Genomic DNA, 15178 nt, shown 5'->3' on the forward strand with positions numbered 1-15178 from the left:
CCGGCGCTTCGCGCCTCCGGGCTTAGGACGCGTTTCCCTCCCCGGCTGAAGCCGGGGATACCCACGCAAGAACAGGGATGGACCGGAGCGAGATCGCCCAGATCGGTGAGGAGGAAGGCGTGGTTCTCGGCGATGCGCTCCGAGGAACGCAGCTGCATCACCGGCCAGGAGCCACAACTGCCGCCCGGCGAGGGGCGCGATACGAGTGCGGTGACACCGTCGTGGCCCACCTTCAGCGACCGTGCCGGAGCTTTCGGCGCCAGCAGATCGCGCGTGGTGGTCTCCGAGACCCACGGGGCGAGCAGGAACCGGGCCCCGTCCCCCCTGCGGCTGACCACGACGGCCGCCCCCGTCGTCACGTCCGCGTCATCGATCCGGGCGAAGTCGAGCGCGGCCGGCCCGGCCCCGGTCAGCGGCTCCGCGTAACGCACCACGCGTACGCCGCCGTCGTGGAACAGCACCACGGCCGCACCGTCCACCTCGCCCGCGTACAGCAGCCGGGGCGGCTGGGCGGGCGGTACGGAGAGCGTCCCGGGCGACGTGGAGACGTGGACGGTACGTGGCGTGTGCCCCCAGGTATGCAGCGCCCGGCCGAGCAGATCCCGGTCCTGGGTGCGGTCCCCGCGGGCCGGCCACGCGGTGAAGTCGACGCGCGAGGTGTCCGCCCATTCCGTGGCAGCCGTACGCAGCAGCGCCGCCGGATCGACGGCGGTGGATCCGGCCCGCGCGGGACCGTCCTGCGGGCCGCCCGGACCGTTCTCGGTGGCCAGCACGACCAGACCGCCCGCCATCACGCACAGCGCGGCAGTGGAGGCCACGGCCCGCAGCCGGTGCCTGCGCCGCAACAGATCGCTGGGGCGGGTCTGGAGCGTGCACGGGTCGAACTCGGCGGAGCGCAGCAGCGATTCGGTCCGCGGCCGGTCGGCGGACCCCAGCCGTCCGGCCGCACGTACCGCGCCCGCCGCATCGCTCGCCCCCGCCCGGGCGAGCAGCACCGTTGCCTCGAGGTCGGTCAGCTCCTCCAGCAGCCGCAGCGCGAACGCCGCCCGCACGGCTGCGGACACCGTGGACAGTGTCCGGTCCAGGGCCAGTTCCTCCGCGCCACCGGCGCGCGGGAAGAGGCGCAGCCCCCGGACGAAGGGGAGCGCGGGGCGCAGCGAGGCCGGTGCCGGGATCCGCGCGGGCCACCAGCGGGGCCGCCGCTCGTACGCCAGCGCGGTACGCAACACCCGCAGCCGCACCCAGGCGTATGCGGAGGAAGCGCCGTGCGCCGCGGCGAGATGCCTCGGGGACGGTACGCTCCGCCCCTGTGCCGGGACCCGGGTCCGGAGCGGTTCGGGAGGTCCCGCGATGGCGGTGCGCCGACCGGGCAGGGCGCGCTGGACGGCCGCATGGGCGGCGAGGACCCGTCGGTGCCGGCCGAGCGACGGCGGCAGAACGAGGTAGGCGAGCCGGACGAGACGTGGGTAATGTTCCACGAGCGCGGCTTCGGCCTGCTGGACGCCGGGGCGTTCGCTGCTGCGGGTGGAGCGCTGCCGGGATGGGTGGATCGGCATGGGATCGGTGCCTTCCGAGCCGTTGGCGATAACCGTCGTACCGACAAACGAGTCGATCGTGTGACGGTCACATCGGGCGCAGGTCCGGATGCACGGCTGCCCGGCTGTCGCGTCGGTTGCACGGCCGCGGCGGCAGCCGCGCACCGCAGGAGTTACGGCCGCACCGTGCCGTCGAGCAGACCGTCCAGCACCCGGCCGAACAGCCGGCGGCCCGTTCCCGCGATCAGCGGATCGCCCCATTGCGGCAGCAGCCGGATACGGAGTTCCTCCACCCACACGACATGGGACCCGGACTTCGTCGGATACACATCGATCGACGCCCGGCCCAGTACCACCGAACCGCGCTTCTCCAACCGGCAGAGCCCGGCCCGCCCGGTCACCGGCGGCATCCAGCGCACCACTTCCATCGGATCGTCGAACGCCAGCGGGCCCACACCCGTGCGGGCCACGAAGACGGTCCCGATCCTTGTGGGCAGTCCGGTCGGGACGGTGATCCGGGTCAGCGGGACGTGTGCGCAGTGCCGTTCCCAGTCGGTCACCCGGCGCCAGGACTCGGCGGCGGGGAGGGAGGTGAATCGCTCGATCCGGAATACGGCCACAGCAGGATCCTAGGACGTCCCGGCCACGGCGCGAGCCGAGCGGAACCTCTGGCTCGCCGTTCCTCACCAGTGTGCGTAAGACCGACCGGCAATTGGGGGGTGGGTGAAGGAGCGGGGCTGGGATGCGTGCATGACCGGGGCGACCGAGGAACTCGTCGTTCAGAGACTGCGCAAGCGGTACGGAGACCACACGGCGGTGGAGGACGTGTCCTTCACCCTGTCTCCGGGCTCCTCCCTCGGCATCGTCGGCGAATCCGGCAGCGGCAAGACCGTGACGGTACGGATGCTCGTCGGCCTGGAGCGCCCCGACGGCGGCACCATCCGCATCGGTGGACGTGACCGCTCGGCGCCCGCCCGGGGCAGAGCCGAGCGACTCGCCCGCGCACGCGAGATCCAGATGGTCTTCCAGGATCCGTACCTGTCCCTCGATCCGCGGGTGAGCGTGGGCCGGTGCGTCGAGGAGGTCCTGCGCCTCCACTTCCCGATGGAGGCGACGGCCCGGCGGGAGCGCGTCGCCGAACTCCTCGACCAGGTCGGGCTCGGCGAACGGGAGGCGGCCGCCCTGCCCGGCAAGCTGTCCGGCGGCCGGCGCCACCGCGTGGCGATCGCCCGCGCGCTGGCCGCCGAACCGCGCGTCCTCGTCCTCGACGAGGCCGTGGCGGCCTTGGACGTGTCCATTCAGGCGCAGGTCCTCGAACTCCTGGGCACCATCCGGCGTGAGGTCGGTATCGGCTTCCTCTTCGTCACCCATGACCTCGCCGTCGTCCGGCACATCACCGACGAGGTGATGGTCCTCAGGGAGGGACAGGTGGTGGAGGCGGGCCCTACGGCCGAGATCCTGGACGCGCCTCACCACCCCTACACACGTCTGCTGCTCAGCTCCGTCCCCCGACACCGCTGGAACCCCACCGACGCCGCGGCCGCCCGCCGCTCCCTCGGTTGACCAACCCGTTCCGAGCCCCGGACACCGCGGCATCCCTCAACTTCCTACCGAAGGGCCTGGAGGCCCTCGGCCTGGGCTCTGCCGACCAACTCGTCGATTCAGCTCATCCGGCTCTGCCGGTGACAACTGCTGAGCCTCGGCAGAGCGCGTGACGCCCCTTCGGGGAACCCGCTGCCCAAAACCGCGCGCATGCGGTGCGAGAATGCGGCGCCGGTGCAGCGTCCGCCGGTCTGTAGCCACCGCGGCGGCAGAGCGGACCGGTGCGAGGCTGAGGCAAGTGACACGGAGACCCCTGCCCCGGGCGGGCTGATGGCAACACAAACATCAGCCCCGGTACTCCACAGTGATCGCCTTCTGCACCACGCCTGTGAACGTGGCCTATCCCCCTGCCACCCCGCCTTGTAACCTCTGATCATATTGTTCACGGAAGACGACGGTTCGGGCACGCCGTCGTCTGTCTCCAACGGTGGGGCGAATGTCTACCAGCGATTCCGACACACGCGACCTACCGGCGATCGCATCACCCGGCTTGGTCGGACGCGAGCGCGAACTCGCCGCCCTGAGAGCGGCGTTGTCCGACCCGCCGGTGGTCGTGCTGATCGAGGGCGAGGCCGGGATCGGTAAGAGCCGACTGGCCCAGGAGCTACTCGCGGCGCATGCCCCGGCCCACCAGCGGGTGCTGCTGGCCGTCTGCCCGGCTGTTCGACAGCCCTTTACGCTCGGGCCGGTGGTGGACGCGATCCGACCGGCGACCGAGGATGTCGCCCGGCTCGGCCTGAGCGGACTGGCTGGGGCGCTCCGGCCGTTGTTCCCCGAGTGGGCATCAGCGTTGCCGCCCACACCCGACCCGGCCGAAGACGCAGCAGCGGCACGGCACCGACTTTTCCGGGCCATCGAGGAGATCCTCGAGCGGCTCGAGATCGGGTTGCTCGCGGTTGAGGACGTGCACTGGGCAGATGAGGCCACCCTGGAGTTTCTGCTGTTCCTGGCATCACGTCCGCGGCAACGCATCAGTCTGCTCGTGAGCTACCGTCCGGAGGAAATCGCGCCGGACTCCTTGCTGCTGCGGTTGTCGTCGCGGCAACCGGCGGGAGCGGCGCGGCTGCGGCTGTCGTTGGAGCCGTTGGATGTTCCCGGGACTGCCGAGATGGTGTCCTCGATGCTGGGTGGGGAACGGGTTTCCGACGAGTTCGCGACCATCCTGCACGACCGGACCGACGGGCTTCCTCTCGCGGTCGAGGAGACCGTCCGGCTGATGTGGAACCGCGCTGATATGACCCCGCGGGGCGATTCCTGGGCGCGGCAACGACTGAGTGAGATCGACGTACCGCCGACGGTGCGGGACGTCGTACTGGAACGCGGCGCACGGCTTGGTTCGGCGGCGCAGGCGGCGTTGCGCGCGGCCGCCGTACTCACCGACCCTGCCTCCGAGGACGCCGTCGTTGAGGTGATGGCGCCGACAGGGGATCCGGCGAGTCGGCTGGCCGGTCTGGCGGAGGCGGTGGGTTCGGGGCTGCTGAGGGAGGACCCGAGCGGGCTGGTTTCGTTCCGGCACATGCTGGCGTGCCGCGCGGTGTACGAGGCGATTCCTGTGCCGCAGCGGCGGGCGATGCACCTGCGTGCCGCACACGTCCTCGAAGGCGCCACCCCGTCTTCGGTCGCCCAGCTGGCGCGCCACTTCCGGGAGGCCGGCGACACGACGACGTGGTGCCGGTACGCGGAACAGTCTGCCGACCTCGCCCTCGCCTCGGGTGACGATGCGACGGCGGTCATCCTGGTGCACGATCTGCTCACCAACGCGGACCTGCCGCCCGCCGACGTGGTGCGGCTGACCAGCAAGGTTCCGTTCTGTCTGCTCAGCGGGCACGAACGCTACCGCGAACTGATGGACGCTCTCCGCCTAGTGCTGGACACAGGTGAGCCGGCGCCGAGCGAGGCGGCGGAGATCCGCTTCCATGTGGCCCGGCTGCTGCAGCAGACGGAGGCGTTCGAGCAGTCCCGGATCGAGATGGAACGCGCACTGCCCGACCTCGGGCACGACCCGGCGAAGGCAGCCCGCGCAATGATGTTCCTCGGCCTGCCGTACGGGACGACGACACCGGCGGCCGAACACCTCAGGTGGCTGCGGCGCGTTGCGCAGGTGCCGGTCTCGATGGCGCCGGGGGATCGGCTGAGCATCCGGGTCGGGCGGGCGAGCGGGCTTTTGCTGCTCGGTGAGGAGGAGGGGTGGGCGGAGGCAGCGTTGATCGCCGATGACGCGTCCACCGCCGCGGAGAGGCAGCAGATCACGGTCGGCCAACTCAACGTCGGGCACATGGCGCTGATCTGGGGGAGGTACCCGGAGGCGAGGCGGGCGCTCACGCTGGCCGCAGGGCTGGCCGACACGTATCAGTACCAGAAGCTCCGCGGGAAGGGGCAGGTGACACTGGCCCACCTGGACTGGCTCACCGGAGACTGGGACGGGCTGGCCGACCGGGCCGGATCGCTGGCCGGTGACGAGGAACTCCTGCAGCCGGTGAGTCGCCTGGCGCCCGCCATGGTTACCGGCTTGCTGTATGCGGCCCGCGGTGATCAGGACCGAGCGGACGAGTGCCTGCGGCTCGTCCTTGAACAGGCGGTCCGCCATGGCGGGGCGGAGTACTCCATCGAACCTGCCGGCGCCCTGGCCAGGCTTCGGCTCGGCGCCGGGCGGATCGACGACGTGCTGCAGCTGACCGACGAGCCGATCCGGTTCCTGGAACGCAAGGGCACCTGGATCTGGGCCACCGAACTCGCCCCGGTCCGGGCCGAGGCGCTGCTCATGGCCGGCCGCGCCGACGAAGCCGGCGACCTGGTCGACGCTTTCGCAGCGGGAGTGCGCGATCGCCGCGCACCTGGCCCGCACGCCGCATTGTCGACCTGCAGGGCGATCCTGGCCCAGCATCAAGGCGATCCCCTCGGCGCCGCCGAACTGTTCGCGCGTGCGGCCGACGCGTGGCAGGGCCTTCCGCGGCCGTACGACGCCCTGCTCAGCCGTGAGCGACAGGCCCGCTGTCTGCTCCGTGCGGACCAGTCCGAAGCGGCTCTCTCCGTCCTTACGGAAACCTTCCAGGGGTTGTCCACCCTCGGCGCTCGTGGCGACGCCGAGCGCGTCATGCACACACTGCGTGCGTACGGTGTCGGGGTGAAGCGTCCGTCGTGGCACGGTGGTCGGCGAAGCTACGGCGATCAACTGTCCCCCCGGGAGCTCGACGTAGTCCGGCTGCTCGTCGGAGGCCGGACCAACCGGGAGATCGCCGGTGTCCTCATCCTGTCGCCGAAGACGGTCGCGCGGCACGTGGAAGCAGCGATGCGCAAGCTCGAGGTGTCGTCCCGGACGGCGCTGGCCGTGAAGGTCGTCGAAGCCGGCGTCGTCGTCGACAGCCCGGCCGGTGCCCACCGTTAGGCGGGCGCGGCAGCAAAGTTGGGTCATCTGCCCAATCGTCCGGTAGCCGGTGCGCGAACAACACTCAACGGCATGGAACCAACACCTCCGCCTGTCGCCACTCATCCCCCCGCGTCCGCAAGGCTTCTGGCGCACGGTCGAATCCGACGGATCGCCTCGGCCGGCCCATCCGTCCTGGATCTCCGACGCAGCCAGTGCCCCTCCCGGCACTAGGTTCCGGGGCGAACCCCGCAGGCTGACCGACCGGTGCCAGGTCACTGCCGCACCAGCAGGACGCGCCGTTCGCCGTCCGGCGCTGCGCCACCGATCGGCCTGGAGCAGCACTGGTTGGCACCACCCACATGCATCGCAGCCGCTCAGCGCGATGCCGAATCCCCGCAACCGCGCGGTATTCGTGCGCATTCTCCCCTCAGAAAAGGTCATTGCCGCATGAGACAGTCACCACCGGCTGGGGCATCCAGGCTCCCGGTCCACCTGACCATCCCCATACTCCGGCACTTGCCGCACCGCTCACATCGGGCACTCACGGCGCTGCTGGCCACGGTCTGTGTGGCCGGGACGCTCGGCATCCCCGCCATTGCCGCCGCCGAAGCGCCGGCCGCCCGGGCGAGTCAGCCGCAGCAGAACGGCCCGGTCGTCGCCACACACACGCTCACCCTCGTCACGGGCGAGGTCGTGACGCTGGAGCGCCACGCCAACGGCCTGCAGGCGGCGACGGTCGAGCCTGCGCCCGACGGCACCCCGGCGGCGTTCTCCACCATCAAGGTGGGCGACGAGGTCTATGTCATCCCGGACAAGGCACAGCCGTACCTTGACGCGAACGAGCTCGACCGTGAGCTGTTCAATGTCACCAAGCTGGTCGAGTACGGCTACGACGACGCGCACCGCCGCGCCGTGCCGCTGATGGCGACCTTCGCGGGCGCGCCGGGCAAGGCGGGCAAGGCGCTCAAGCAGGCCGCGCCGGCCGGTTCGGTGAAGGCCGACGAGCTGCCCAGCGCCAACGCGGTGGCACTGCGCGCGAGCAAGAAGAAGGCGACGACGTTCTGGGAGGCGGTCGACGACGACAGCGCCGCCGCGACGAAAGCACCGAAGCTCGCCGACGGCATCAAGAAGCTCTGGCTCGACCGGCCGGTGAAGGTGACGCTGGATCAGAGTGTGCCGCAGATCGGCGCGCCGGAGGCGTGGGCGAAGGGCTACGACGGCACCGGCACCAAGGTGGCCGTCCTCGACACCGGTGTCGACCCCAACCACCCCGATGTGGCGGGGCGGGTGAAGAAGACGCAGAACTTCACCGACGACCCCGACGCGGTCGACCACCACGGTCACGGCACGCATGTCGCCTCGACCATCGCCGGCTCGGGTGCCGCGTCGGGCGGCAAGTACAAGGGTGTGGCGCCGGGCGCCGACCTGTACATCGGCAAGGTCCTCAACAATGCCGGTAGTGGCCCCCAGTCGGGGGTCATCGCCGGCATGGAGTGGGCGGTGGCCCAGGGTGCGGACGTCGTCAGCATGAGCCTGGGCTCGGAGGCCCCCAGTGACGGCACCGACCCGATCAGCGAGGCCGTCAACCAGCTCACCGCGTCCTCCGGCTCGCTGTTCGTCATCGCGGCCGGCAACACGGGCCCGGGCAAGTCGACCGTGGGCTCGCCGGGTGCCGCCGACGCCGCGCTGACCGTCGGCGCGGTGTCCAAGCAGGACCAGCTCGCGAACTTCTCCAGCCGCGGCCCGCTCAAGGACACCTTCGCGGTCAAGCCGGAGATCACCGCACCGGGCGTGGGCATCGTCGCCGCGCGCGCCGCGGGCACCTCGATGGGTACCCCCGTCGACGCCGACTACACCGCGGCCAGCGGCACCTCGATGGCCACGCCGCATGTGGCCGGCGCCGCGGCGATCCTCGCCCAGCGCCATCCGGACTGGACCGCCGACCGGCTCAAGCAGGTGCTGGTCGGCACCGCCAAGCAGGGCTCGTACACCGCCTACCAGCAGGGCAGCGGCCGGGTCGACGTGCCCAAGGCCATCGACGCCACGGTCTACTCCAGCCCCGCCGTCGTCAGCATGGGCAAGTCGACGGCCGAGAGCGCGCCGGTCACCAAAACGGTCAACTACGTCAACACCTCCTCCACGGACAAGACGCTGTCGCTCAGCCTGGCCTCTTCCGGGGAGACCGGGCCCGCACCGGACGGCACGTTCACGCTCAGCGCCACCGGCGTAACGGTCCCGGCGAACTCCACCGCGAGCGTGACGGTGACCTACCACCCCGAACTCGGCGCCCTGGGTGACTACACCGGTGTCATCACCGCCACCGCGACCGACGGCACCGCGATCCACACCACCGTCGGCGCGACGAAGGGGGTGCCCACCGTCGACCTCACCGTCGACACGATCGACCGGCACGGAAACCCGGCGACCGGCGAGCTCGCGGTGTTCAACCTGGACACGGGGGCTCTCCAGCAGGTCTTCCCCCAGGGCGGAACCAAGACTGTCGCGGTGCCGCTGGGACGCTACTCCGTCATGGGTCTCGTCCACACGAGGGACGAGGCCTCGTCCCTGGTCACGGACTACACCCTCGCCGGTGAGCCCGTGGTGGAAGTGAAGGCGGATCGGACGATCACGCTGGATGCCCGGCTGGGCAAGGAGGTCAAGGTCGCCACGCCCAAGGAGTCCGAGCAGAGCCAGTTCAAACTCGGGTACCGCCAGCAGCTCCCCGGCAAGCTGGGGCTCGACTTCATGAAGGGCGCGTCGAGCCCGCTCTGGGACCACGCCTATGTGGTGCCCACCAAGCCGGTGGAGCTCGGCACGTTCGAGTTTCACTTTCAGCAGCGCAGGTTCTCGCCGGTGATCCGGGCGTCCTATGCCGGGCAGGAACGCGCGCTCCCGCTGGAGCCAGTGATCTATGCGGCCCGGCTGTACGGCCCCAGCACGCTCCAGGCGGTCGACGCCGGCATGGCGAGGCCGGAGGACCTGACCGGCAAGGACCTCGGCGGCAAGCTCGCGGTCGTCACCCGCGATGCCACCCGGAAGTCCATCGACCAGATCACCGCGGTCGCCGGCGCCGGCGCGAAGGCAGTGGTCATCGTCAACGACCGGCCCGGCCCCTTCGCCACCATCGTGCCGCGTGCCACCGGCACTGCCATCCCGGCCTGGTCCCTCACCCAGGACGAGGGCGCGGTGCTCTTCGGCCGCATGGCCGACGGTCCCACGCAGATCGTCCTGAAGGGGATCACAGGCGTTCCCCAGGTGTACAACATCGCGACGATGGTTCCCGGCAGGATTCCGGCCGACCCCGTCGACGCGGTCACCGCGGAGAACTCGACCGTGGTGAAGTCGCACTACCGCAGCACCAAGGGCACCATGATCGGCGACGCCGCCCTGGCGTTCCGCCCGAACGATTCCCTCGTCTCCGGCGTCCTGGACTCCTTCGACGCGTCGGTGGACCGGGAGGAGTGGTACTCCACCGGCAGCAGGTGGCCGATGATGAACCAGATTCGGTGGGCGCACAGCGTCTACCCGGACCGCACCGACATCTCCCGCAGTATGAGGAACGGACTCCGCACCTACCAGCCGGGCGAGCAGCACGAGGAGACCTGGCTGGGCGCGGCAAACGGCCCGGCCGGACCGGAGAACACCCAGGCGGTCCGTGAGGGTGACAACATCACCCTCACGGTGCCGGAGATGAGTGACAGCGAACCGGGGCACTACAGCCAGTTCGCAAACGACGCCGACAAGGCGACGGCGCGGATATACCAGGACGGGAAGCTCCTCAAGGAGGCGCCGCGACTCTCGCTGACCACGCTGCCGGTCAGTCCTGACCCGGCGACCTACCGCGTCACCCTGGACACCCAGCACCCGGCGTGGTTCCCGCTGTCCACACAGACCAGCACCGCATGGACGTTCAAGTCCGTCCGGCCGGCGAGCGGCAAGGAGAACCTGGCGCTGCTCTGGCCGAAGTACGGCTTCGACCTGGATGCGGAGAACACCGCCGTGGGTGACGCCATCGACGACTTCGATCTGGCGTTCGCGCTCCAGACCGGCGCTACCCCGGACATCGACGGGGTCGAGGTGGAGGCGTCCACCGACGACGGTGCCACCTGGAGCCCCGCGACGGTGAAGACCAAGATCGACGGCCACTACAAGGTGTCCGTCCGCAACCCGGCATCGGGCTACGTGTCCCTGCGCATCAAGGCACAGGACGCCAACGGCAGCAAGATCGAGCAGACCCTGATCAGGGCCTACGCCGTACGCTGACCCTCGCGGCAGATCCTGACTTGTTTGACCGCACCCCTGGCATGAGGCTTGTCCTTGTGCCAGGGGTGCCCCCCTCTGGTCGAACTGAGCGCGCCGGCGCAAATCCGAGCGTCAGTGCGCAGTGACTCCGCACCGTAATTGCCGGCGTCGGTCTCTTGCGATCTTTCGGGACGGCGCACAGGTCTACGACGCCACCACCAACACCCCCATCACCACCCCGGCCGGTGAAGGCCTGCTCGTCTCGGACTTCGTCGACTCGGGCAAGCCGGCCTCCGTCACCGTCCCGGCCGGGCAGCTCCAGGACGGCGAGACGTACAAGTTCCGTACGAACGCCTGCGACGGCACCCACTACAACCTGAGCGGGACTCCAGGGACCCAGTTCGTGGTGGACACCACTGCACCCGGCGAACCGACGAGTATCTCGTCGGCTACCTACCCAGAGAACTGGGGCGGCGGCGCCGCCGGAGTGGCAGGCAGGTTCGACGTCACCACTGGCGCCTCCAACACGCGCGACGTCCAGTACCGCCTCGCCCCGTACGAGGACGACGCAGCCGAATACGGCGGCTGGTCGACGGTACCTACCACGCTCTCGAAGGCTGTGGCGGCGGAGACCACCGCCTCGTTCAGCGCCACCCCCGCCGACGACGGCAACCATGTGATGCAGACCCGCTCGGTCGACCGCGCCGACAACGTCGGGCTGATCAAGGACTACGGGTTCACCGCGGGGAACCGGGACTACAACCGTCAGCAGAAGATCGACATCAAGCTCCCGACTCCGGACACCAGCTCCCAGGACCCGGAGCCGACCGACGCGCCGCCCGCACCCTTGGGATCCCCATTCCCTCAGCTCTCGGAGAGGTCGGCCGCGGTCTCACCCGCCACCACCAGGCCCGGCAGATGTTCCTCGATCTCCTCGCGGGCGCCCGCGGACAGACCGGAATCCGTGATGAAGGTGTCCACCTGCTCCAGCGTCGCGAACGAACTCAGGCCCACCGTGCCCCACTTGGTGTGATCGGCGACCACCACCACCCGCCGCGCCGACTGCACGAAGCGCCGATTGGTCTCGGCCTCCGCCAGATTCGGTGTCGAGAGCCCGGCCTCGACCGAGATCCCGTGCACCCCGAGGAACAGCACATCGAAGTGGAGCGAACCGATCGCCTGATCGGCGACCGGGCCGACCAGAGAGTCGGACGGAGTCCGCACCCCACCGGTGAGCACCACCGTGGCGGCCCCGGCGCGCGGGCCGCCCGTCGCCGTCGACCGCTGCGCGGCATGGAACACATCGGCGACCCGCACCGAGTTCGTCACCACCGTCAACTCCGGTACGTCCAGCAGGTGCTGGGCCAGCGCATACGTCGTCGTTCCGCCGGAGAGCGCGATCGCACTGCCGGGAACGGCCATCGCTGCGGCGGCCCGCGCGATGTCCTCCTTGGCGGTCAGCTCCAGCGTCGACTTGGCCTCGAAACCGGGCTCGTGCGTACTCGCCTCGACGACCGGCACAGCGCCGCCGTGCACCTTCTCGATGACACCCTGACGGGCCAGCGCGTCCAGGTCCCGGCGCACGGTCATGTCGGAGACGCTCAGCTTGCGGGTCAGCTCATTGACCCTGACCCCGCCACGCCGGCGCACCTCGTCGAGGATCAGTGCACGCCGCTGCTCCGCGAGGAGATTCTGATTCTCGCTCAACGCCGGGTCCGGTCCTTCCCTCTGGTATCCGTACAGCAGCCCGTCGGTTCAACAGTCTGTCGGACGGGCTCATCCTGCCACGCGGCTCCGTCCGGCGCCGCACTGGGGAGATTCGGTGATCCGGGTACCGGCTCGGCCCGGGTTCCGGGATTCTGGTGACTACGCATCAGTACGCGGGCCGGAACGCCGCGACAGCAAGAGAGCGAGTCATCCACGTGCCCCCTGTCACCGAGGCCCCGCACAGCACGGAGGCCGCGCTGGAACTCCTGGTCCATGGCGTCGGCGGAGCCACCCCCCAGTCGATGCTCCGGGATCCGCGCGTCGCCCGGGTCACCGGTGATGCGACGGCTGCCATATTCCGGCGCTCGGGGGACATCGACGCCGAGCAGCATCCGGAGCGGTACCGGGACCGGCCCATCGAGGAGGCGTACTGCTGGTCCAATCTCACCTCCGGCAACGGCTCGCGCGCGCTGTGGCTGCTGCTGCTCCCGTTCATGGTCGTCAACCTGGCCCACTGGATGCGGCCCACGGCCAAGGGCCGCACCCGCGCGGTCCGGCTGTACGGCGTTCTCGTGCGCCTCGTCGCCCTCAGCCTGACCGTCCTGCTGACGGCCGCGGCGTGCGAGGTCGCGCTGGATCTGGTGGCCTGGCAGTGCGCGGGTGTACCGGAGTGCTCGAACCAACGGTCCTGGCTCGGCTTCCTGTCGACGGCGCAGGACGGCTGGTGGTCGCAGCCGGGGCGGCGGCTCGCGCTGGCGGCTCTGGTGCCCACCGTGCTGGTGGGACTGCTCTGGTTCCTGTCCAACCGGACCTGGAGCGCCTACGAGTCGCAGCGCCCGCTCAACGGCGCGGAACCGGATGACGACGTCCTCGACAACGGGACCGAGGCCACCCCCGCGACCGAGGGCCCTGGCGCCGAAGCCCCCGCTGCCGAAACGCCCGTCGTCCGCCCGGCCCTCGGCCGCCCCGGCTTCTGGTACGGCCGACGGCTCGTCGCCCGGCTGCGGGCCGCGCACACCGCCGCCGGGTTCCTGACCGTGGCGGCCTCCGTCGCGGGTGCCGCGGCCCGTCACGACCGCGCCGTCACCGGTTCCGTCCCCGAGTTCCTGGGGCAGCTGATCGAGGCGATGCTCGTGCTGGGCACGCTCGTCGTGCTCTGGGTGGTCTGCCGCCGCGGTCGCAGCGAGCGGCGGCTCGACAACCGGCTCGACGGCGCCGTCATCAGCTGGCTGCCGGGCACCGCCCTCGCCCTGCTCGTCGTCACCGCGGTGTACGCGGCCTGGTCCCGTCCGGGCTGGGTCTCCGCCGGCACGCTCCCCGGTGACGTCACCTTCGGTGTCCTCACCGTCGGCCAGGGCATGCTCGTGGTTGCCCTCGCGGCAGTCGCGCTCGGCCTGTACCGCCGGACGCCCGAGCCCCGTACGGTCATGTACGGACTCGGCGGCCCCGCGGTCGCGATGCTCGCCTGCGCCCTCGGCGGCGTCATGACCGGCGGGGTAGCCCAGCGCGTTGCCGACTGGCTCGACGGACCGGGCACTCCCGGCATGGGCCGGAGCTCCCTCATCGACGGGCCGCCGGTACTGCTGAGCTGGCAGGCCTCGGTCATCCCGGTACTCCTGGCCCTGCTGCTGATTCCCGCCGTCGTGCTGGGCGTACGCACCTGGCTCGCCGCCCGCGCCATGGAACCCGAGGTCAACCAGGAGTACGGGGAGAAGCGGCCGGACGCCGCCCGTACCTGGCAGATCGCCAGGACCCGGGCCCTGGCCGGGCTCACCGACTCCGCGCCCTGGCTCCTCGGGCTGGTCTCCGGCGCCACCCTGCTGCTCGGCGCGGGGGCGGTCGCCGGGGCGTGGGTGAGCGGAGAGGTACCGGGGCTGGCCCTGGACGGTGCCGGCCCGTTCATCGAGTCGGTCGCGGAAGCCGCCCAGTCGACCGGCTCCTGGATGGTCGGCTTCGGCTTCATCGTCTTTGTGACCTGCGGCCGGCGCGCCTACCGGGACGCCTCCACCCGGCGCACCATCGGCATCCTCTGGGACGTCGGCACGTTCTGGCCGCGCGCAGCCCACCCCTTCGCGCCCCCCTGCTACGCCGAGCGGGCCGTCCCCGACCTGGCCTCCCGGATGTCCGGCTGGACCGGTCGCACCCGCGGCAGGCTCGTCATCTCCGGGCACTCCCAGGGCAGCGTCCTCGCGGCGTCCGCCGTCTGGCAGCTGCCCGCCGGGGCCCGGAAGCGGGTTGCGCTGCTCACCTACGGTTCACCGATCGAGCGGCTGTACGGGCGCTGGTTCCCGGCCTACTTCGGTCCCGGACCGCTGCATGGACTGCACCGGTCCGTGCACTGCTGGCGCAACCTGTGGCGGGCCACCGACCCGATCGGTGGCCAGGTCCGGCTCGACGTGGATGCCGGGCCCGAGGTGGACCGGGGGCCTCTGCGGGATCCGCTGGTCTACGGGCGTACGCCGGAGCACCCGCTGCCCGAACCGGTGCTGGGCCACTCGGACTACCAGGCCGACCCGGTCTTCGCCGAGGAACGGGCGGCGCTGCTCGTCCGGCTCGGGCCGGTGCTGCCCCGCCAGGCCGACGGGGGCTCCGGGGAGACTCAGAGCCTGTCGGGTGACCTCTGATCGGGCGGCCACGCCCTGGCACGCACGCTTCCGGCGTTGCCGAAATGCCCTGGTAGCTCCGCTACAAGGCCATCCCGGCGCCTTGGAATCGCACGCACCAT

At 70.8% G+C, this 15178-nt stretch carries 6 protein-coding genes and 1 pseudogene; 4 read left to right on the forward strand and 3 right to left on the reverse strand.

All coding sequences use genetic code 11. The features are described 5' to 3' along the window. Positions 1-77: 77 nt before the first annotated feature. Positions 78-1556: pseudogene (locus tag OG972_RS36440) on the reverse strand (hypothetical protein); the annotation flags it as partial. Positions 1557-1708: 152 nt separating this feature from the next. After that, complete coding sequence (locus OG972_RS36445) at positions 1709-2155, reverse strand: SRPBCC family protein (protein WP_266988777.1); 447 nt, start codon at positions 2153-2155, stop codon at positions 1709-1711. A gap of 130 nt (positions 2156-2285) precedes the next feature. On the opposite strand from OG972_RS36445, the gene OG972_RS36450 reads away from it, so the two are divergent. The 3 genes from OG972_RS36450 to OG972_RS36460 all read left to right on the forward strand — a co-directional run bounded on the left by OG972_RS36450 (position 2286) and on the right by OG972_RS36460 (position 10767). Beyond that, entirely contained in the window at positions 2286-3098 is an 813-nt protein-coding gene (locus tag OG972_RS36450; protein ID WP_266988779.1) for an ABC transporter ATP-binding protein, read from the forward strand. Between the two features lie 475 nt (positions 3099-3573). Continuing rightward, positions 3574-6522: an AAA family ATPase gene (locus OG972_RS36455; protein WP_266988781.1), complete on the forward strand. Its 2949-nt coding sequence runs from the start codon at positions 3574-3576 to the stop codon at positions 6520-6522. A 498-nt stretch (positions 6523-7020) separates the two neighbouring features. Next, on the forward strand, positions 7021-10767 hold the full coding sequence (locus tag OG972_RS36460; protein WP_266988783.1) for a S8 family serine peptidase: 3747 nt from the start codon (positions 7021-7023) through the stop codon (positions 10765-10767). An 843-nt stretch (positions 10768-11610) separates the two neighbouring features. Here OG972_RS36460 and OG972_RS36465 read toward each other — a convergent pair. Beyond that, entirely contained in the window at positions 11611-12453 is an 843-nt protein-coding gene (locus tag OG972_RS36465) for a DeoR/GlpR family DNA-binding transcription regulator (protein WP_266988785.1), read from the reverse strand. A 302-nt stretch (positions 12454-12755) separates the two neighbouring features. On the opposite strand from OG972_RS36465, the gene OG972_RS36470 reads away from it, so the two are divergent. Continuing rightward, on the forward strand, positions 12756-15077 hold the full coding sequence (locus OG972_RS36470) for a hypothetical protein (protein ID WP_266990945.1): 2322 nt from the start codon (positions 12756-12758) through the stop codon (positions 15075-15077). Positions 15078-15178 lie beyond the last annotated feature (101 nt).

The sequence above is a fragment of the Streptomyces sp. NBC_01669 genome, from assembly GCF_026339735.1.
In the GTDB taxonomy this organism is placed as follows: Bacteria; Actinomycetota; Actinomycetes; order Streptomycetales; family Streptomycetaceae; genus Streptomyces; species Streptomyces yanii.

What these genes read in the sequence shown, in the direction of transcription:
- OG972_RS36450 (WP_266988779.1), top strand. Translation starts at nt 2,286, where the DNA reads ATGACCGGGGCGACCGAGGAACTCGTCGTTCAGAGACTGCGCAAGCGG.
- OG972_RS36470 (WP_266990945.1), top strand. Translation starts at nt 12,756, where the DNA reads ATGCTCCGGGATCCGCGCGTCGCCCGGGTCACCGGTGATGCGACGGCT.
- OG972_RS36455 (WP_266988781.1), top strand. Translation starts at nt 3,574, where the DNA reads ATGTCTACCAGCGATTCCGACACACGCGACCTACCGGCGATCGCATCA.